Source organism: Achromobacter sp. (genome assembly GCF_036567245.1).
Taxonomy (GTDB): Bacteria; Pseudomonadota; Gammaproteobacteria; order Burkholderiales; family Burkholderiaceae_B; genus Achromobacter.
Map to the genome: position 1 here is coordinate 1 of NZ_DATCUY010000036.1, position 17762 is coordinate 17762.

13 protein-coding genes and 1 pseudogene are annotated in these 17762 nt (G+C 66.0%); 4 read left to right on the forward strand and 10 right to left on the reverse strand.

The window, feature by feature from the left end; genetic code table 11:
* The 4 genes from VIR09_RS01290 to VIR09_RS01305 form a co-directional block, all read right to left on the reverse strand.
* Positions 1–265: helix-turn-helix domain-containing protein (locus VIR09_RS01290; protein ID WP_332011014.1), on the reverse strand; the 265-nt coding region annotated here is incomplete at its 3' end.
* A gap of 115 nt (positions 266–380) precedes the next feature.
* Positions 381–2717 (reverse strand): DNA topoisomerase IV subunit A, encoded by a 2337-nt coding sequence (gene parC / locus VIR09_RS01295; RefSeq protein ID WP_332011016.1) that lies wholly within the window; start codon positions 2715–2717, stop codon positions 381–383.
* Between the two features lie 35 nt (positions 2718–2752).
* Positions 2753–3358 (reverse strand): YcxB family protein, encoded by a 606-nt coding sequence (locus tag VIR09_RS01300; RefSeq protein ID WP_332011019.1) that lies wholly within the window; start codon positions 3356–3358, stop codon positions 2753–2755.
* The gene (locus VIR09_RS01305) at positions 3358–5319 is read right to left on the reverse strand and encodes a DNA topoisomerase IV subunit B (RefSeq protein ID WP_332011022.1); all 1962 of its coding nucleotides are present in this window, start codon (positions 5317–5319) and stop codon (positions 3358–3360) included. The genes VIR09_RS01300 and VIR09_RS01305 overlap by 1 nt, the downstream gene beginning before the upstream one ends.
* A 326-nt stretch (positions 5320–5645) precedes the next feature.
* Between VIR09_RS01305 and trxA the strand changes: the two genes are divergently transcribed.
* Together trxA and rho are read left to right on the forward strand one after the other, a co-directional pair.
* On the forward strand, positions 5646–5972 hold the full coding sequence (gene trxA / locus VIR09_RS01310) for a thioredoxin TrxA (protein ID WP_006218534.1): 327 nt from the start codon (positions 5646–5648) through the stop codon (positions 5970–5972).
* Positions 5973–6089: 117 nt separating this feature from the next.
* Positions 6090–7349, forward strand: a complete 1260-nt coding sequence (gene rho, locus VIR09_RS01315) for a transcription termination factor Rho (RefSeq protein WP_006218533.1) — start codon at positions 6090–6092, stop codon at positions 7347–7349.
* Between the two features lie 115 nt (positions 7350–7464).
* On the opposite strand, the gene VIR09_RS01320 is transcribed toward rho, so the two are convergent.
* Entirely contained in the window at positions 7465–11085 is a 3621-nt protein-coding gene (locus VIR09_RS01320; RefSeq protein WP_332011025.1) for a YhdP family protein, read from the reverse strand.
* 124 nt (positions 11086–11209) lie between these two features.
* On the opposite strand from VIR09_RS01320, the gene glnE reads away from it, so the two are divergent.
* Together glnE and VIR09_RS01330 are read left to right on the forward strand one after the other, a co-directional pair.
* Complete coding sequence (gene glnE, locus VIR09_RS01325; protein WP_332011028.1) at positions 11210–13990, forward strand: bifunctional [glutamate--ammonia ligase]-adenylyl-L-tyrosine phosphorylase/[glutamate--ammonia-ligase] adenylyltransferase; 2781 nt, start codon at positions 11210–11212, stop codon at positions 13988–13990.
* 85 nt (positions 13991–14075) lie between these two features.
* Entirely contained in the window at positions 14076–14750 is a 675-nt protein-coding gene (locus VIR09_RS01330; RefSeq protein WP_332011031.1) for an epoxyqueuosine reductase QueH, read from the forward strand.
* Here the strand turns inward: VIR09_RS01330 and VIR09_RS01335 are convergent, their stop codons facing one another.
* The 5 genes and pseudogenes from VIR09_RS01335 to VIR09_RS01355 form a co-directional block, all read right to left on the reverse strand.
* On the reverse strand, positions 14751–15710 hold the full coding sequence (locus VIR09_RS01335) for a helix-turn-helix domain-containing protein (RefSeq protein ID WP_332011033.1): 960 nt from the start codon (positions 15708–15710) through the stop codon (positions 14751–14753). It lies immediately after the preceding gene.
* A 148-nt stretch (positions 15711–15858) separates the two neighbouring features.
* Positions 15859–16398 carry a cytochrome c gene (locus VIR09_RS01340; RefSeq protein WP_332011035.1) on the reverse strand — a complete coding sequence of 180 codons (540 nt, stop codon included), beginning with the start codon at positions 16396–16398 and terminating at the stop codon, positions 15859–15861.
* Entirely contained in the window at positions 16395–16916 is a 522-nt protein-coding gene (locus VIR09_RS01345; RefSeq protein ID WP_332011038.1) for a methylamine dehydrogenase light chain, read from the reverse strand. The genes VIR09_RS01340 and VIR09_RS01345 overlap by 4 nt, the downstream gene beginning before the upstream one ends.
* Positions 16900–17538 (reverse strand): methylamine dehydrogenase accessory protein MauD, encoded by a 639-nt coding sequence (gene mauD / locus VIR09_RS01350; RefSeq protein ID WP_332011041.1) that lies wholly within the window; start codon positions 17536–17538, stop codon positions 16900–16902. Before mauD ends, VIR09_RS01345 begins: the two co-directional genes overlap by 17 nt.
* A gap of 10 nt (positions 17539–17548) precedes the next feature.
* A pseudogene (locus VIR09_RS01355) lies at positions 17549–17762 on the reverse strand (methylamine utilization protein MauE); the annotation flags it as partial.

Sequence of the window (17762 nt, forward strand, 5' to 3'; positions counted from 1 at the left end):
CCGCCAGCGCCCGCCGCGCGTCCGGCGCGGCGCACGCCTCCCGCATGAGTTCGCACGCCGACGCCGTGTCCGATGCGATCAGCGCCTCGACGATTTCGGCCTTGCTGCCGTAATAATGGAACAGGTTGCCCGGGCTCATCCCGGCGCGGGCGCAGATCTGTGCCGTGGAAGTTGCATGGAAGCCGTGCTCGGCAAAGCAGTCCGCCGCCGCGGCCAGTATCTGATTCCGCCGTTCCTGCTGCTTGATGGGGTCGATCTTGCGCATCGCTTATTAATAGACTGAATGATCTATCTATTAAATACCGGGATGCCGGCGCCGGTCAACAGGCGAAAAAACGGCGGGCCGAAGCCCGCCGCTTTCTTGCCTGCCCGCCGGACGCCTAACCCAGCACTGGCGACAACACCGGCTGCTTCGGCCGCACGTCCAGCGCCCGGCCCTTGCGGGCACGCTTGCCGATGTATGGCGCAAGCGCATCACCCGCCAGGATGTCCTCGGTGTGCTTGTTGCGATAGATGCCGGCAGCGCGCAGGCCGCCCGCGCCGATGGGCACGGTCTGGTCCAGCTTGTCGGTCCCGTCCAGCCCCATCAGGATGGTGCCGCGGCCGCCGCCGGACAAGGTCTTGACCTCGTCCAGGCCGAAGACCAGGAACTTGCCCTTGTGCGACAGCAGCGCCAATTGCTTGGCGCCAGCGAACAGCGGCACCGGGCGCAAGAGTTCGTCGCCCTCTTCCAGGGTAATGAACTGCTTGCCGGCGCGCTGGCGGCTGACCATGTCGGACAGCTTGGCGGCAAAGCCGTAGCCGCCGCGCGTGGCCAGCAGCCAGCGGCTGTCGGGCGCGGCTGCGATCGTGTGGACGATGCGCGTGCCGCTGCCCAGGTCGATCATGGTGGTGACGGGCTGGCCGTCGCCACGGGCCGAAGGCAGGCCGCCGACCGGCACCGAATAGACGCGTCCGTTGTCGCCCACGGCGATCAGCGTGTCGGTGGTGCGGCACTCGAAGGCGCCGTACAGGTCGTCGCCCTGCTTGAAGCCGAATTGCGAGGCATCGTGGCCGTGGCCCTGGCGGGCGCGCAGCCAGCCCTTTTGCGACACGATCACGGTGACGGGTTCGTCCAGCACCTTGGTTTCGAGCACGGCGCGCTCCGCGGTCTCGATCAGCGTGCGGCGGTCGTCGCCATACTGCTTGGCGTCGGCCTCGATTTCCTTGATCAGCAGGCGCTTGAGCGAGGCGGGATTGTCCAGCAATTCCTGCAGGCGAACCTGGTCTTCGCGCTTGTCCGCCAGTTCCTGTTCGATCTTGAAGCCTTCCAGGCGAGCCAGCTGGCGCAGGCGCATTTCCAGGATGTCCTCGGCCTGCCGTTCGGACAGCTTGAAGCGTTCCATCAGCGCGGCGCGCGGCTCGTCGGATTCGCGGATCGTCTGGATCACTTCGTCCACGTTCAGGTAGACGACCATGCGGCCTTCCAGCACGTGGATGCGGTCGATGACCTTGTCCAGGCGGTAGCGCGTGCGGCGCACCACGGTGTTGGTGCGGAACGCAATCCATTCGACCAGGATGTCGCGCAGGCCCTTCTGGCGCGGCCGGCCGTCGGTGCCAATGCATACCAGGTTGATGGACGAACTGCTTTCCATGCTGGTCTGCGCCAGCAGGGTGTTGACGAATTCGTCGCGGTCCACGCGCGAGGTCTTGGGCTCGAAGACCAGGCGCACGGCGGCGTCCTTGCCGGATTCGTCGCGCACCGCGTCCAGCAGGTTCAGCATCACGGCCTTGGCCTGCGTCTGCTCGGGCGTCAGGCTCTTCTTGCCGGTCTTGACCTTGGGGTTGGTGATTTCCTCGATCTCTTCCAGCACCTTCTGGCCCGAGGTGCCGGGCGGCAGCTCGGTGACCACCAGTTGCCATTGGCCGCGCGCCATTTCCTCGAACTGCCAGCGCGCACGCACCTTGAGCGAGCCGCGGCCGCCCGCGTAGATCTGGGCGATGTCCTCGGCCGGCGTGATGATCTGCCCGCCGCCCGCGAAGTCCGGGCCGGGGATCAGGGCGTGCAACTCGCCATCCGGCAACTGCGGATGCTTGATGAGCGCCACGCAGGCCTGCGCCACTTCGCGCAGGTTGTGCGGCGGGATCTCGGTGGCCATGCCGACCGCGATGCCCGAAGCGCCATTGAGCAGCATCACGGGCAGGCGCGCCGGCAACATTTGCGGCTCTTGCTGACTGCCGTCGTAGTTGGGCACGAAGTCCACCGTGCCTTCGTCCAGCTCGTCCAGCAGCAGCTTGGCGATGGGCGTCAGGCGGGCTTCGGTGTATCGCATGGCGGCGGCGTTGTCGCCGTCGCGCGAACCGAAGTTGCCCTGGCCGTCGATCAGCGGATAACGCAGCGAGAAATCCTGCGCCATGCGCACCATGGCGTCATAGGCGGCCTGATCGCCGTGCGGGTGGTATTTGCCCAGCACGTCGCCGACGACGCGCGCGGACTTCACGGGCTTGGCGCCAGCGGCCAGCCCCATCGCCTGCATGGCGTACAGGATGCGGCGCTGCACGGGCTTCTGCCCGTCGCCCACGTCAGGCAGGGCGCGGCCGCGCACCACGGAAACCGCGTAGTCCAGATAGGCTTGCTCGGCGTAGCGCGCCAGGGTGATGGCGGCGTCGCCGTCACCGTCGCCATCGCCGCCGGGTGGGTTGGAATCGAACAAGCCGGGTTGATTGCTGTCGGTCATGATGTGTTCAGGTAGACAATTTCATCGAAACGGCGTCAAAGCGCCTGTGCGGACGACATCAGCTGCGTATCGGCGACATGCGCGCGCAACTGGCTCCGCACCGCATCCAGCGTGGCGGCGTCCTGCCCGCGCTTGGGGATGATCACGCCTTGCAAGGTGCCGAGAATGACATAGAGATGTTGCGGGGTTTCCTCGACCCGCCGCACGTCGGACCAGTCCATGCGCCCGGAAGCGGTGGCGGTGGTGTCCGTGATGCCGTCAGGGCCGAAATCGAGCTGATGGCGGCCGAGGAACAGCTCGTCGGGCTGCCGTTTCAGCATGCGACGCGTGTTCATCCTGACCAGTGCCGGCAGGACGAACTCATAGGCCAGCGCCAACAGCGCCAGGATGCCCAGGCCCACCGCCAGCCCCTGGAAGTACACGGGCAGGATCCGCCCCCAGTTCGGCATATTGCCGTCCCAGGTCTGCCAGATCAGGTAGGCAAGCAAAGCCACGATCATCAAGACCGCGAAACGCAGATGCGACCGGTAGCGACGGCGGCGCAACTCCGGCCGCTTGTACACGTAAGCGGCGAAGTCGGCGTAGTCGTCGGCCGTCATCTGGACGTCCATGCGGGCGGCGCCAGGCGCGGAGGCGGCCATCAAATGTCCAGCTCCGCCAGGTTGCCCTTCTCTTCGATCCAGGCGCGGCGCTGGGAGGACTCGCCCTTGCCCATCAGCATGTCGAACATGCGGGTGGTGTCTTCGGGCGTCAGGTCGCCATAGCCCACGGGCAGCAGGCGGCGCGTGTCCGGGTTCATGGTGGTTTCCCACAGCTGCTCGGGGTTCATTTCGCCCAGGCCCTTGAAGCGGCTGACGGCCCAGGCGCCTTCACGCACGCCTTCCTTGCGCAGCTTGTCCTGCGCGGCCTCGAGTTCGCCTTCGTCCAGGCAATAGATCTTGCGCGCCGGGCGCTTGCCCTGCGCCGGCACGTCCAGGCGGAACAGCGGCGGCTTGGCCACGAACACGTTGCCGGCCTCGACCAGCTTGGGGAAGTGTTTGTAGAACAGCGTCAGCAGCAGCACCTGGATGTGCGAACCGTCGACGTCCGCGTCCGAGAGGATGCAGATGCGGCCGTAGCGCAGGCCCGACAGGTCCGGCGTATCGCCGGGGCCGTGGGGATCCACGCCGATGGCGACGGAAATGTCATGGATTTCGTTGTTGGCGAAGAGCCGGTCGCGATCGACCTCCCAGGAATTGAGCACCTTGCCGCGCAGCGGCAGGATGGCCTGGAATTCCTTGTCGCGGCCCATCTTGGCCGAACCGCCGGCGGAGTCGCCCTCGACCAGGAAGACTTCGGTGCGGGTCGCGTCGCTAGACTCGCAATCGGTCAGCTTGCCCGGCAGCACTGCCACACCCGAGCTCTTGCGCTTTTCCACCTTCTGGGCCGAGCGCTGGCGCGCCTGGGCCTGGCGGATGGCCAGTTCGGCCAACTTCTTGCCGTACTCGACGTTGCTGTGCAGCCACAGATCCAGCGCGCTCTTGGAAAAACCGCCGACCAGGCGCACCGCGTCGCGGCTATTCAGGCGTTCCTTGATCTGCCCCTGGAACTGCGGGTCCAGCACCTTGGCCGACAGCACAAAGCTGGCGCGCGCGAACACGTCTTCGGGCAGCAGCTTGACGCCCTTGGGCAGCAGGCTGTGCAGTTCGGCGAAACCCTTGACCGCGCCGAACAGGCCTTCGCGCAGACCCGACTCATGGGTGCCGCCGGCGGGCGTGGGGATCAGGTTGACGTAGGACTCGCGCACGGCGTTGCCGTCTTCGGTCCAGGCCACCACCCACTGGGCGCCCTCGCCTTCGGCGAAGTTCTCGTGGTCGGCCCCGGCGTATTGCTCGCCTTCGAAGAACGGCACCATCAGCTCAGCCCCGGCCAGCGCCTCGGACAGGTAGCCGCGCAGGCCATCCTGGTACTGCCAGGTCTTGGTGTCGCCGGTCTTCTCATTGACCAGGGATACCTTGACCCCGGGCAGCAGCACGGCCTTGCTGCGCAAGAGGTGCGTCAGTTCGCCCAGCGGAATATTGGGGCTGTCGAAATACTTGGCGTCCGGCCAGACGCGCACGCGGGTGCCGGACTTCTTGCGGCCGCCCTGATCGTAGGGCGCCAGGGGCTCGGCCACGTCGCCGCCCTTGAAGACCAGGCGATTGACGGCCCCGTCGCGCCACACCACCACTTCCAGGCGCGTGGCCAGGGCGTTGGTGACGGACACGCCGACGCCGTGCAGGCCGCCGGAGAAGGCGTAGGCGCCGCCGCCCGCCTTGTCGAACTTGCCGCCGGCGTGCAGGCGCGTGAACACCAGCTCCACCACGGGAGCGTGCTCTTCGGGATGCAGTCCGACGGGGATGCCGCGCCCGTCGTCCTCGACGGAAACGCTGCCGTCGACGTGCAGCGTGACCTGGATCTGCTTGCCGTAACCGGCCAAGGCCTCGTCTGCGGCGTTATCAATGACCTCCTGCACGACGTGCAGGGGGTTTTCGGTTCGGGTGTACATGCCCGGGCGCTGGCGCACGGGCTCCAGTCCCTTCAGGACGCGAATGGACGCCTCGGTGTAACGTGGAGTGGCCAAGTTATCCCCAACATCTGTGGAAAAAAACCGACATTTTACGGATAAGCCTAGATTCTGCGCGGCTCCCAGTGGGATGAGCACGACCTGAGCAGCTCCGAATTCGGTAGGATGATGACAGTCACAGCCAGCGCATCGGGGCCACACGGCCCGGATCGCGACAACTGCGCCGCAACATCCTACACAAATCCAGCAACTCCTGTTGTTATTAACAGTGGTATGCCTGTTGTTATTGACAGTGGTATGCTTGAGTCCATCCACAAACAAGAACAACGGCGAGGCGCGTCCCTTTTTACGCGCCTTTTGCTGCCGAACCGAGAATCACCATCATGAGCGACCAAATCAAGAACGTCAGTGACGCCAGCTTCGATGCCGATGTGTTGAAATCCGGCCAGCCGGTGCTGGTGGACTACTGGGCTGCCTGGTGTGGCCCCTGCAAGATGATTGCCCCGATCCTGGAAGAAGTCGCCACGGAGTACGCCGGTCGCCTGACGATCGCCAAGCTGAACGTCGACGAAAACCAGGGCACCGCCACCAAGTATGGTATCCGCGGCATTCCTACCCTTATGCTCTTTAAAGACGGCCAAGCCGCCGCCACCAAAGTTGGCGCGCTGTCGAAGTCGCAACTGACCGCATTCCTGGACGGCGCGCTGTAAGCCGCGTGCCGTGAACGAAAGCGCCGCCCTCGGGGCGGCGCTCACTCAATACCGCGTGTGCCCGTCCGTGGCGCGCCGCCAGAACTCTCCTTCACTCTCCCCCAAAATCCCACCGCGATGCACCTCAACGAACTGAAGGCGCTGCACGTCTCGCAGCTGCTGGAAATGGCCGCCGGCCTGGAAATCGAGAACGCCAACCGCCTGCGCAAGCAGGAACTGATGTTCGCCATCATGAAACGGCGCGCCAAGCAAGGCGAGCAGATCTTCGGCGACGGCGTCCTCGAAGTCCTGCCCGACGGCTTCGGCTTCCTGCGCTCGCCCGAGACCTCGTATCTGGCCAGCACGGACGACATCTACATCTCGCCCTCGCAGATCCGCCGCTTCAACCTGCACACTGGCGACTCGATCGAAGGCGAAGTGCGCACGCCCAAGGATGGCGAGCGCTATTTCGCCCTGGTCAAAGTCGACAAGGTCAACGGCGTGGCGCCTGAAGCGATCAAGCATCGCATCATGTTCGAAAACCTGACGCCGCTGCATCCGAACCGGACCATGCGCCTGGAACGCGACATCAAGAGCGAGGAAAACCTCACGGGCCGCATTCTTGACGTCTTCGCTCCCATCGGCATGGGCCAGCGCGGCCTGATCGTCGCCAGCCCCAAGTCCGGCAAGACGGTGATGATGCAGCACATCGCGCACGCCATCACCACCAACTACCCCGACGCGGTCATGATCGTCCTGCTGGTGGACGAGCGCCCCGAGGAAGTGACCGAAATGCAGCGCACGGTGCGCGGCGAAGTGGTGGCCTCGACCTTCGACGAACCCGCCACCCGCCACGTGCAGGTCGCGGAAATGGTCATCGAAAAGGCCAAGCGCCTGGTCGAAATGAAGAAGGACGTCGTGATCCTGCTGGACTCGATCACCCGCCTGGCCCGCGCCTACAACACCGTGGTGCCAGCCTCCGGCAAGGTGCTGACCGGCGGCGTGGACGCCAACGCGCTGCAACGCCCCAAGCGCTTCTTCGGCGCCGCCCGCAACCTGGAAGAAGGCGGTTCGCTGACCATCCTGGGCACGGCGCTGATCGAAACCGGCAGCCGCATGGATGAAGTCATCTATGAAGAATTCAAGGGCACCGGCAACTCCGAAGTCCACCTCGAGCGCCGCCTGGCTGAAAAGCGCGTCTACCCGTCGATCAACCTGAACAAGTCCGGCACCCGCCGCGAAGAGCTGCTGATTGCGCCGGACCTGCTGCAAAAGGTCTGGGTGCTGCGCAAGTTCATCCACGACATGGACGAAGTCCAGTCCATGGAATTCATCCTGGACAAGATGCGTGCCACCAAGACCAACGCCGAATTCTTCGACATGATGAAGAAGAAGTAAGCAGGGCGCGCGGCCGGCAACGCCTGCGCCGCGCACCCGTCCATGAAAAACGCCCTGGAGCGCGCTTGCGCCCAGGGCGTTTTTCATGGGCAGACCAGGCCGCAGCCCGCGCGGCTCAATTGCCCATGAACTCCTCCAGCGTGCCGGGCCGCGGAGCGGGACGCGGGGTGTGCTTGTCGCCCGTCGGCTTGCCCGAAGCGTCTATCGGCTCGATCTTGGGATCGTCCCAACTGCCCGTGACGGTGTATTCCATGGTCATGGCCCGCGCCAGCGGTTGCTTCAACAGCCACTGCGTCACGAACGCGCCCAGTCCGATCAGCGGATTGACCGCCAGCGCCGTCACCATGGCCGCGCCGCTGGCGTCCAGGTTCGGAATCACCACGGCTTTCATGTCCCAGCGCTCGCGGATGATGTTGACCCCGCCTGCCAGCACGATCGCGGCGACGGGTCCGTTGATCTTGTAGCCCTCGGTCGAGGCCGTGCCGTCGGCCAGCTTGACCTTGCCCCGGATGGTGTCGAAGGGGAAACCGTCGCGCAGCAGGTTGGTGGGGTTCACATCCAGCCGCGCCAGGCGCTGCAGCGACTGCAGGGACAGCAACTCCAGCAATCGCGCGGTGCGGGAGTTCACGTGCATGAAGCGGCCCTTGTCCAGGCTGACGTCGACCTCGCCGGTCAGATCCTCGATCTTGTGGGTCCAGGGCAGATTGCGCCAGCTGGCCTTGCCTTGCATCGTGCCCTTTCCGCCCGACGCCACCTGCTCGAAGCCGATGCGGTCCAGGAACTTGCCCACGTCTTCGAATTTGACCGAGGCGTCCACGGTCAGGCCACGGCTCTCGCCTTCCAGGCGCCAATTGCCGGTGGCGTTGAGCGAAGCCGCATCGTTGACAATGGACAGCTTGTCCAGGCGCCATTGGCGGCCGCGCTCCAGATTCGTGCCCTGCACCTGCAGTTCGCCCACATTCTTGCCATACAGCAGGAACTCCTTGGCTTGCAGATCGATCGCCGGGATGTCGGACAGGTCGTTACCGGAGGACAACGCCTCGTCCGCCTTGTTGGTGTCGCCTTCGCCGCCCAGCGACAGGTGCTTCAGGCGGGCGGTGATCTGGCCGGCGATGGCGCCGGAAGCCTCACGCCATTCAAGCGACCCCGTGGCCTGCTTGGACTGCAGGTCCACGCGCCACTGCGCGGGCCCTGGCCGGGTCGCGTACAGCGTCAGGTCGTTCAGGCTAAAGCCGCCCGTGCGCAGGACACCGGCCGCCAGGCTGATGCGCTCGGCCGCGGGCAGCATCGGTTTGGACGCGGCCTTGCCTTTGCTGGCAGGGGCGCTGAAGCCGTTGGACACCTTTTCCCAAGCGTCCATGTCCAGATCAGGCAGGCTGGCGTTCAAGCTGAAGCCGCGCTCCGGCAGGCTTGCCGGACGGTTGATGCCCAGCGCGCCGCGCGCGAAATAGGACGGCGCTCCCTCTGACGGCGCCCGTTCGAACAACGCGTTGACGGCGTCGCCCAGGCTGACGGTGAGCCAGCGCCGGTTCTGCGCCCCGCGGTCCTGCGCGGGCGACCATTGCACCTTCAGCAATTGGGAGGCCTGGGCCGGTTTGCCCACCGGAGCGGGCATGTCGATCGCCATGCCCGCCAGGTCGGATTCGACGGAGATATCCACCGCGCCGCCGCGCTGATAACCCACCTTGCCCTTGTAGGCGGCCTTGCCCGAAAAGCGCGACATGGACGGCGTGTTGCTCAATTGGGTCAGCGCGGGCCCGGTCAGCGTGCCCTCGAAGCGCAGCGCGTCCGTGCTCTGGGCCAGGCGCCCGTATATTCGCGCCGGGCCGCCCAGGAATTGCGCCCGCAGTTCCTTGGCTTCCACGCCCTTCTCCGAAAACGCCAGGTCGCCGTGCATCTGGCTGAGCAGGGGCATTTCGGGCATGAAGGTGAACGTGTTGCCCGCGAACAGGATGTTCCCCTGGACCTGGGTGTCGTCCGTATTCAGCAAGGGCACCTTGAGCTTGAGCCCCACCCGCCAGTCACCGGTTCCGCGCGCCTCTTCGAGGGCCCCATCCAGCAATCCGCCCAGGGGCGAGTTGGCCGCCAGCGCCAGATACGCCGGCACCGTGCCGGAAGTCTCGCCAGTGAGCAGCAATTCGGAGTTTTCCTCCATATTGGGAATGGTCGCGGACACGGCCCCCAGCGTCACGGTCTGGCCCGGCCCGGTCTGGGCGACCGCGCCGCCCGCGCTGTCCAGCGCCAGGCTGACCTTGTCGATGCGGAAATTGCCGGACAGGTTCTCAAGCATCGGCCAACCCTTGCGGCCTTCGTGCGCGGGCGCATAGTCGACCTTGGCCCCGGTGAACGCGCCGGCGATCACGAATTCCCCCTGGGATGCCGGATTGGCGTAGGGAAAGTCATCGAGATCGCCCTTGAGCGTGATGGAGGCGGACTGCATTTCGCCGGCTGGCAAGCCGATGGCCAGCCATTCGCGCGCATCGGCGTTGACCTCCAGCGGCAGGTAGCGGTGGATGGCGGACATGGAACCGCGCGCCATCACGCCGCGCATGTCGACGCTGCCCGCCGCGGTCTTGCCCTCACGCCGCCATTGCCCTTGCAAGCGCAGGTCGATGTCATCGTTGACCAGTTGCAACTGGCCGATGTCCACGAACCAGTGTTCGGCGTCCGGCCCCTTCACGCTGGCGTCCAACGCCACTTCACGCGCCGCCAGCGTGGGCTGCTCGAAGATGCCCGGCAAGGTGACGCCCAGTTGCTGGACCTTCCCGCTGACCGACACGGCGGGAGCGCCCGGGCTGCGCGCCAAGGGCACGCTGTCCAGTTGAATGAAATCACCCGGCAGGCCCTGGACGCGGGCCTGGACGTAGCCCGCCTTGAAGCCAGGCGCTTGCGCGCCTTGAGGCGCCGCGGTCCATTGCAGGCCACGCACCGCGGTGTCCGCGGTCAATTCGGTGAACTTGCCGCGTTCCAGCTGCAGCCACGCCCGCCCGCTGACGCGCCCCGCCACCGCCGGCACCTCGAACCAAGGCTGCCACGCCAGCGGTTCCACATCGTCCAGCTGCGCATACAGTTGGCCGCCCCAGTTGCCGGGATTGGCCGCGTTCACGGTGAACAGGCTGCGGTTGAATTCGCCGCGCAGCTCCACGTTGCGCGCCAGCGCCCCAGCGGCTGCGGCCTGGAGCACGAAGCGGTGCGACAGGCTGCCGTTGCGCGCCAGTAAATCGACGCTGGTAAGCGTCAGCTCCGGCGCCCCGCGCAATTCGTCCTGCCAGCGTATGGTGGCATCGCGGATCCGCAGCTCGCGCTGCGCGCCCAGCCAGCGCAGGGCCGGATGGTCCAGGTCCGAACGCTGGTCGCTGGCATTCAAGTCGATGTCCTGGCCCGCCACCCATAAGTGGTTGGCCGGATCGCGCCGCAGGGTGAGCTCAGGCCGTTCGACCTGCAGCCGCAGCAGCTTGGGCGACAAGGTCAGGATGCTGCGCCAGGCGAGCACCGCCGACACCGAGGGCAAGGACAGCACGGGGTCGACCTCGTCGTCGTAGACTTGGACGGAAGTGAGATCGAGTTTGGGATTCAGGCCATGCCAGTTCGCCTGGATGGAGCCGATGGTCACTCGGGAGCCGAGCGCCTGGCTGGCATAGGCTTCGATCTGGGGACGCCATTGGTCCACGCGGGGCAGGACCCAGTAGCGAACGCCCAGCAGTCCGAGGGCCACGACGCCATAGATGGTCAGCACGGCCCAGAAAACCCAGCAGAGCACTTTTTTTGAAACAGACACGGATCGGTGGGCAGGAAAATATGTCTTGCGGTATCGTCCCCACTTATACCTGAAACGCGCCTATTCTGCCGCCCCTTTCGCCATGTCCACGCCCTCTACGTTCGCCCCCGCCCTCGCCTGGTCCGGCCATCTGCGCCGCCGACTGGATGCCCACCCGGATCTGGCCGCCTGGCTGGACGATGCCGTGCGCGAACCCGTGACGCCGGCGCAGATCGAGCGCTGGCAAGCCGAACTGGCCGGACCGCAGGCAGGCGGCGCGCTGCCGGTCGATGTCTGCCGCATGGTGCTGCGCAAACTGCGCGAGCGGGTCTTCAATACGCTCATCGTGCGCGACCTGACCGGCCAGGCCGATCTGGAGGAAGTCGTCGGCGCCATGACCATGCTGGCCGACACGGCGGTGGCCGCCGCCTATCGCAGCGTGGCGGCGGACCTTGCGGCCGTGCATGGCGTGCCGCGGGATCCGGCCACCGGCAAGCCGCAGGAAATGCTGATCGTGGGCATGGGCAAGCTGGGCGGCTGCGAACTGAATGTCTCGTCCGACATCGACCTGATCATGCTGTACGGCGAAGAAGGGGAAACCGACGGCCCGCGCCGCATCAGCCATCACGAGTTCTACGGCCGCCTGACCCGCCGCATGATGCCCGTGCTGTCGGAAGTGGACGCCAACGGCCAGGTGTTCCGCACCGACCTGCGGCTGCGCCCCGACGGCGACGCGGGTCCGCTGGCCTGGAGCCTGGATGCGCTGGAGCATTACCTGATCGGCCAGGGCCGCGAATGGGAACGCTATGCCTGGCTCAAGGCGCGGCTGATACCGGCCCAGGCCTTCGAAGGCAGCGACAGCGCCACGCAGGCGCGCCAGCTGGAAAGCCTGCGCGTGCCCTTCGTCTACCGCAAGTATTTTGATTTCGACGCGCTCTCGGCCCTGCGCGCCCTGCGCGAACGCATCCGCCAGGACTGGCAGCGGCGCGCCAGCGCGCGCAACGGCATCGACAGCGCCAACAATATCAAGCTGGGCGACGGCGGCATCCGTGAAATCGAATTCGTGGTGCAACTGGCGCAACTGATCCGCGGCGGCCGCATGCCCGCGTTGCAAAAGCGCGGCCTGCTGGAAGCGCTGCACGCGGAAAGCGCGGCCGGCCTGGTGCCCGAGGACGACGCCCGCAGGCTCGAAGAGGCCTACCGCTACCTGCGCCGCACTGAGCATGCCCTGCAATACCGCGAGGACGCCCAGACCCATCTGCTGCCGGGCGACCCCGAGCAGCGCGCCGCCCTGGCCGCGGCCCTGGGCATGAGTCCCGCGGACTTTGAAAGCACGCTGGCCGCGCACCGCCAATTCGTTTCACAGACCTTCCGCAACGTGTTCCGCCTGGTGGGCATGGGCGACGCCGAAGTGCCGGCGCCCGCGCCTGGCGCCACCGACCCCGGGTCCGGCCCGGACGAGCCCGACAGCAGCTGCGAACTGGCCGAACAGATCAGCCAGGCCTTCGGCGACGACGCGCAGGACCTGCTGCGCCGCACAGAAACCCTGCTGGGCAGCCACCGCGTGCGTAGCCTTCCCGAGAGCAGCCGCAAGCGCATGGACGCCTTGCTGCCGGCCGCGCTGCGCGCCGCCCTGCGGACCCCGGCGCCATTGCAAGCCACGGTGCGGCTGTTCGACCTGATCGAAAAGATCGCCCAGCGCAGCGCCTATCTGGCCTTGCTGGCCGAGTACCCGGACACCCTGGCGCGCGTGGCGCGCATGGTCGCGGCCAGTCCGTGGGCCGCGCAGTACCTGACCCAGCATCCCTTGCTGCTGGACAGCCTGATCGACTGGCGCACCCTGTTCGAGCCGCTGGACTTCGCCCAGATCGCGCGCCAGCTGACCGCGGACCTGGACGCCTGCCGGCTGCCCGACGGGGATCCGGACATCGAGCGCCAGATGAACCTGATGCGCGACATGCAGCGCCAGGCCAGCTTCCAGTTGCTGGCGCAGGACCTGGAAGGCGAACTCACCGTGGAGAAACTGGCTGACCAGTTGTCCGCGCTGGCCGACCTGCTGCTGACCGAAACCATCCGCCGCACCTGGCCGCTGGTCAACAAGGCCGCGGGCGCCGAGCCGCGCTTCGCCGTCATCGCCTACGGCAAGCTGGGCGGCAAGGAACTGGGCTACGCCTCGGACCTGGACCTGGTGTTCCTGTTCGACGACCCGCGCGAGGATGCCGCCGAGGTCTACGCCAAGCTGGGGCGGCGCATGACCTCCTGGCTGTCGACCATGACGTCTTCCGGCCGGCTGTACGAGGTGGACCTGCGGCTGCGGCCGGACGGCGACGCCGGCCTGCTGGCGGTGTCCGTGGAAGCTTTCGAGCAGTATCAGCACAAGCACGCCTGGGCTTGGGAGCACCAGGCGCTGACCCGCGCCCGCTACGCCTCGGGCGACGCCAGCGTCGGCGCCCGCTTCGAGCAGATCCGCGAAGACATGCTGGTGCTGCCCCGCGACGCCGCCAAGCTGCGCGAGGAAGTGCTGGCGATGCGCGAGAAAATCAATGCGGGCCACCCCAACACCGGCCCGCTGTTCGACCTGAAGCACGACCGCGGCGGCATGGTGGACGTGGAATTCGTCACGCAATACCTGGTGCTGTGCCACTCGGGCACGCATCCGCTGCTGGTGCGCAACCTGGGCAACATCGCGTTGCTGCGCCTGTCCGGCGAAGCAGGCCTGATTTCCCCTGAATTGGCGGCGCGCGCCGGCGACGCCTACCGCACTCTGCGCCGGGCCCAGCACCAGATGCGCCTGCAGGGCGTGGAAAAGGCGCGTGTCCCGCAGGGCCAGCTGCAGGAAGAACGCGCTGCCGTGCGCGAACTCTGGACGGCGGTGCTGGGCTGAACACGTTGGGGGACAGAGCATCGCCGGTTTGCGGCAACTCAGCGTAAAATAAGGAGTTTTCCGCCTTATTTGTTGCTCGCAAGCCATGTCTGAACTCGTGCGCCCCAAACTCGACCTCCCCACCGGCCGCAGCAAAGTGCTGATGCACTCTTGCTGCGCGCCCTGTTCCGGCGAAGTCATGGAAGCGATGACCGCCTCGGGCATCGACTACGCCATCTACTTCTACAACCCGAACATCCATCCGGTCAAAGAGTACGAAATCCGCAAGCAGGAAAACATCCGCTTCGCCGAGCAGCACGGCATCGAATTCATCGATGCCGACTACGACATGGACAACTGGTTCGACCGCGTCAAGGGCATGGAAGACGCCCCCGAACGCGGCGAGCGCTGCACCGCCTGCTTCGACATGCGCTTCGAACGCACCGCACTCTACGCGCACGAGCATGGCTTTGACACCATCACCAGCTCGCTGGGCATCTCGCGCTGGAAGGACATGAACCAGATCAACGGCTGCGGCGAACGCGCCGCGGCGCGCTACGACGACCTGGTCTACTGGACCTACAACTGGCGCAAGGGCGGCGGTTCCGCCCGCATGATCGAAATCAGCAAGCGCGAGAACTTCTATCAGCAGGAATACTGCGGCTGCGTCTATTCGCTGCGCGACACCAACCGCCACCGCCGCTCGCAGGGCCGCGAGCGCATCCACATCGGCGTGAAGTTCTACGGCAAGGAAGACCTGATCAACGAGGAACAGCTCTGATCAGGGCTGGCGCCCAAGGCGCCGGTATTCCGACGGCGACAAGCCGAAACGCTTGCGGAACGCGTGGCTGAAGCGCGCCGCATCTGAAAACCCGAATCTGTAGGCGATGTCGCCTATCGGCCGCGCCGCCTGCGCGGCGTCGCACAGCGTGTCCCTGCAACGCTCCAGCCTGGCGCTGAGAATGAAGTCGGCCGGCGTGGTGGAAGCCAGTGCGAACAGGTTGTAGAGATAGCGGCGCGACATCCTGAAGGCCGCCGCGGCAGCGGCGGGCGACAGCGCCGGATCATGCAGATTTTCAAGTATGTGCTGCTGCACCCGGCGCAATTGCGCCTGCCGCAGTTCGACGTGGTCTTGTTCGGCCCGCCCCCCCGCCCTTTCGCTGATGTCCAGACCCATCATCTGGAGCACGGTATTGGCTGCATCGCGCGAAGCGCTTTCGGACAGATGGGCGTGTTCGTTCAGCGCCACGCGCAGCAAGTCCATGGCCATGCGCCCGCAACCGTGCCGCGCGCTGAAGCTACGGGCCACCGCGTTCTGCATGAAGGACTGCCAGGCATCGAAATGCTTGCCCGGCACCTGCATCACCAGGAAATGCGCGCCGTCGTCGACCTCGACCTCGTACGGCCGGGTGGTGTCGTAGATGCTCCATTCACCGGGCACCAGCAAGGCGCTGCGTCCGGACTGGCTGATCTCGCTGCGGCCCGAGAGTTGCAGCGTCACCTTGTAGCCAGGTTCTTCGGACCGATCCGCCAGCAGCTTGCTGCGGCGCACGCGCTGGGCGCTGCTGCGCAATTCGCAGACCTGCATCCAGCCCAGCGAGTCCACGGCCACGCTGTTGCGAAAACGGGCCGGAAACACCGCGGACACTTCCAGGGGAACGAAGGTATCGCTGACACTTTCCTGCCAGCTGGCGCAGTCCAGGAAATGCGTGGGCGCGCTGCGCAAAAGGGATGGGGACATGGCGACTCCGGCGTCTCGAAACGGCGTGCCTTTTTGCCTGCGGCGGCCTGCCCGGCAACACAGCTACAGCGTTGAATGGAATGCTGCCTCTTTCTAGCATCGGTCGGCAGGAGGGAGTATCGGTGACAACCCCTAAATTGCCGGCCTGCTAGGGTTTTCTGTCGCTGCCATAGGAATAGTCGGCCAATTCGAAACCGAGTCCGGACAAGGATTGGGCCAGCCCGTGGCGCACCGGCACCACGTCCTCATAGCGGCGCGGCCGAACCTGCGCGACCTCCTGTTCGGTGTAGGGGCTGAAATCCGCCGGCAGCTGCGCCGGACTGAATTCCTCCAGTATCCAGTTGAGCACCGCCGCAAGGTCGGCATTGCTCAACTGCGATTGCGCGGCCCCTGGAACGCGGATCAGATACTCGCGGCCCTGCGGCAAATGCACGAACGAACCGACGGAATTGCGGAAATCGGGGATGCCATGGCGGCCGCTACCGCGGCCGTCCACCCGATGGCAGCCCGCGCATTGCAGCACGTAGTCGGCGCGGACGGACTGGCGCAGCCTGTCGGCCGCGGAAGCGTCCATGGCGGGCGGACTGGCCGCGGGCTCTCCTGCGCTGGCCGGGGCCGCGCCAAGCAGGATGACGGCGGCGCACAGCCGGCGCCATCCCTGCCGCAGCGGTGGCTCCCCTGGCTTCATGATTTCGGCTTGGGTTTGGCCAGGCCCACGATCACCGAGGTCGTGCAATGGAAGATGGAAGACTCGTTGGACATGCACCAGTTCACGTCGTTATGCAGGAACATCTGATAGCCCGGCCGCTCGCGCTCGGCGGATGCGCACATGCATTTGCCGCAAGCGGCCTTGCCGCAGCAATCGTTGTAGCTGATCAGGTAGTCCTTGCCGTCCAGCGGATTGTGGCAGGTGCCAACCCACGAGACCGCCGACGGCGACGTGCCGGGCGGGCAGGACGTCATGCTGCCGCCGCAGCAGGAACACAGGAATCCGTCCACCGCGCAATAGCGCCAGTAGTCGCATGCCGTGTCGTCCATCTGCGGCTTCTTGGGGTCCGCGGGCGCCGAACGCGCCACCGGCAGCACCGGCATGAGGAAGGCGGTTCCGACCAGCACCCGGCCTATGCGGTTGAGCACGCTGCGCCGGGAAGTGGTGTGCGCAACCGAGCGCGCGGCGCGCTCTGCGAGTTTATCCAGCCAATGCATTGCCGCTCTCCTTGCGGGAAATCCGGGTTTCTTCCAGCGTGCCGGCGGCCAGGAACTCCTGCACCGACGCCACGCCCAGCTCCTTCGCCGTGAACAGGCTTTCCAGCTGTTCGCGCGAGTTGATCAGGCCCTTGGCGCGCAAAGTCCCGGTTTCGTCGATCAGCACCGCATAGGGCAGTTTGCTGATCTGGAACTTCATGCCCAGTTCGGTCGACAGCAAATACGGAAAACGCTCCAGGCCCGCCTGCTTGTAGAACGCCAGATGCTCCGGCATTTCGCCGTCGCTGGCCAGGACGATGCGCAGCCAGGCGCTCTCGGTGCTGGCCACCGACTTCAAGATAGGCAGCAGCTTCTTGCAGACCGGGCAAGTGGGGGAAAGAAAGAACAGCAGCTGGCTGTGCTGCCCGCGTTCGCCCACCACGATGCGGCGGCCAAGCAGATCGGCCAATGCGAAGCGCGGCGCCGGCTCGCCCACGCCGGGGCCCTTGTCCATCGTCAGCGCCCCCATCGGCGCCACGCGCTCGTACAGCACGCCGATCTGCCGCGACAGCGCCAGGATGACCAGCACCAGGCAGAGCACCACGCCCCACAGCAGAAAATTGGAAATGATCAAGGCATCCATATGAATTCCTTCAGAGATTGCGCAACTTGAGGTGTGAGGCCAACAGGTGATTGGCGGTGAAGTACAGGCCCACGGCGGCGATAGCCAAGCCGAACACGGCGGCGGAATCGGTCCACTGCAAACCACGGGACTGGTCCGCTGCGGCAATGAGCGCCGGCGCGGTCCACAGCGCCAGCGCCGCATTGCGCAGCACCAGCCACCACGACAGCCCGCTGCGCTGCGCG

What these genes read in the sequence shown, in the direction of transcription:
- parC (WP_332011016.1), bottom strand. Translation starts at nt 2,717, where the DNA reads ATGACCGACAGCAATCAACCCGGCTTGTTCGATTCCAACCCACCCGGC.
- VIR09_RS01300 (WP_332011019.1), bottom strand. Translation starts at nt 3,358, where the DNA reads ATGGCCGCCTCCGCGCCTGGCGCCGCCCGCATGGACGTCCAGATGACG.
- trxA (WP_006218534.1), top strand. Translation starts at nt 5,646, where the DNA reads ATGAGCGACCAAATCAAGAACGTCAGTGACGCCAGCTTCGATGCCGAT.
- rho (WP_006218533.1), top strand. Translation starts at nt 6,090, where the DNA reads ATGCACCTCAACGAACTGAAGGCGCTGCACGTCTCGCAGCTGCTGGAA.
- glnE (WP_332011028.1), top strand. Translation starts at nt 11,210, where the DNA reads ATGTCCACGCCCTCTACGTTCGCCCCCGCCCTCGCCTGGTCCGGCCAT.
- VIR09_RS01330 (WP_332011031.1), top strand. Translation starts at nt 14,076, where the DNA reads ATGTCTGAACTCGTGCGCCCCAAACTCGACCTCCCCACCGGCCGCAGC.
- VIR09_RS01335 (WP_332011033.1), bottom strand. Translation starts at nt 15,710, where the DNA reads ATGTCCCCATCCCTTTTGCGCAGCGCGCCCACGCATTTCCTGGACTGC.
- VIR09_RS01340 (WP_332011035.1), bottom strand. Translation starts at nt 16,398, where the DNA reads ATGAAGCCAGGGGAGCCACCGCTGCGGCAGGGATGGCGCCGGCTGTGC.
- VIR09_RS01345 (WP_332011038.1), bottom strand. Translation starts at nt 16,916, where the DNA reads ATGCATTGGCTGGATAAACTCGCAGAGCGCGCCGCGCGCTCGGTTGCG.
- mauD (WP_332011041.1), bottom strand. Translation starts at nt 17,538, where the DNA reads ATGGATGCCTTGATCATTTCCAATTTTCTGCTGTGGGGCGTGGTGCTC.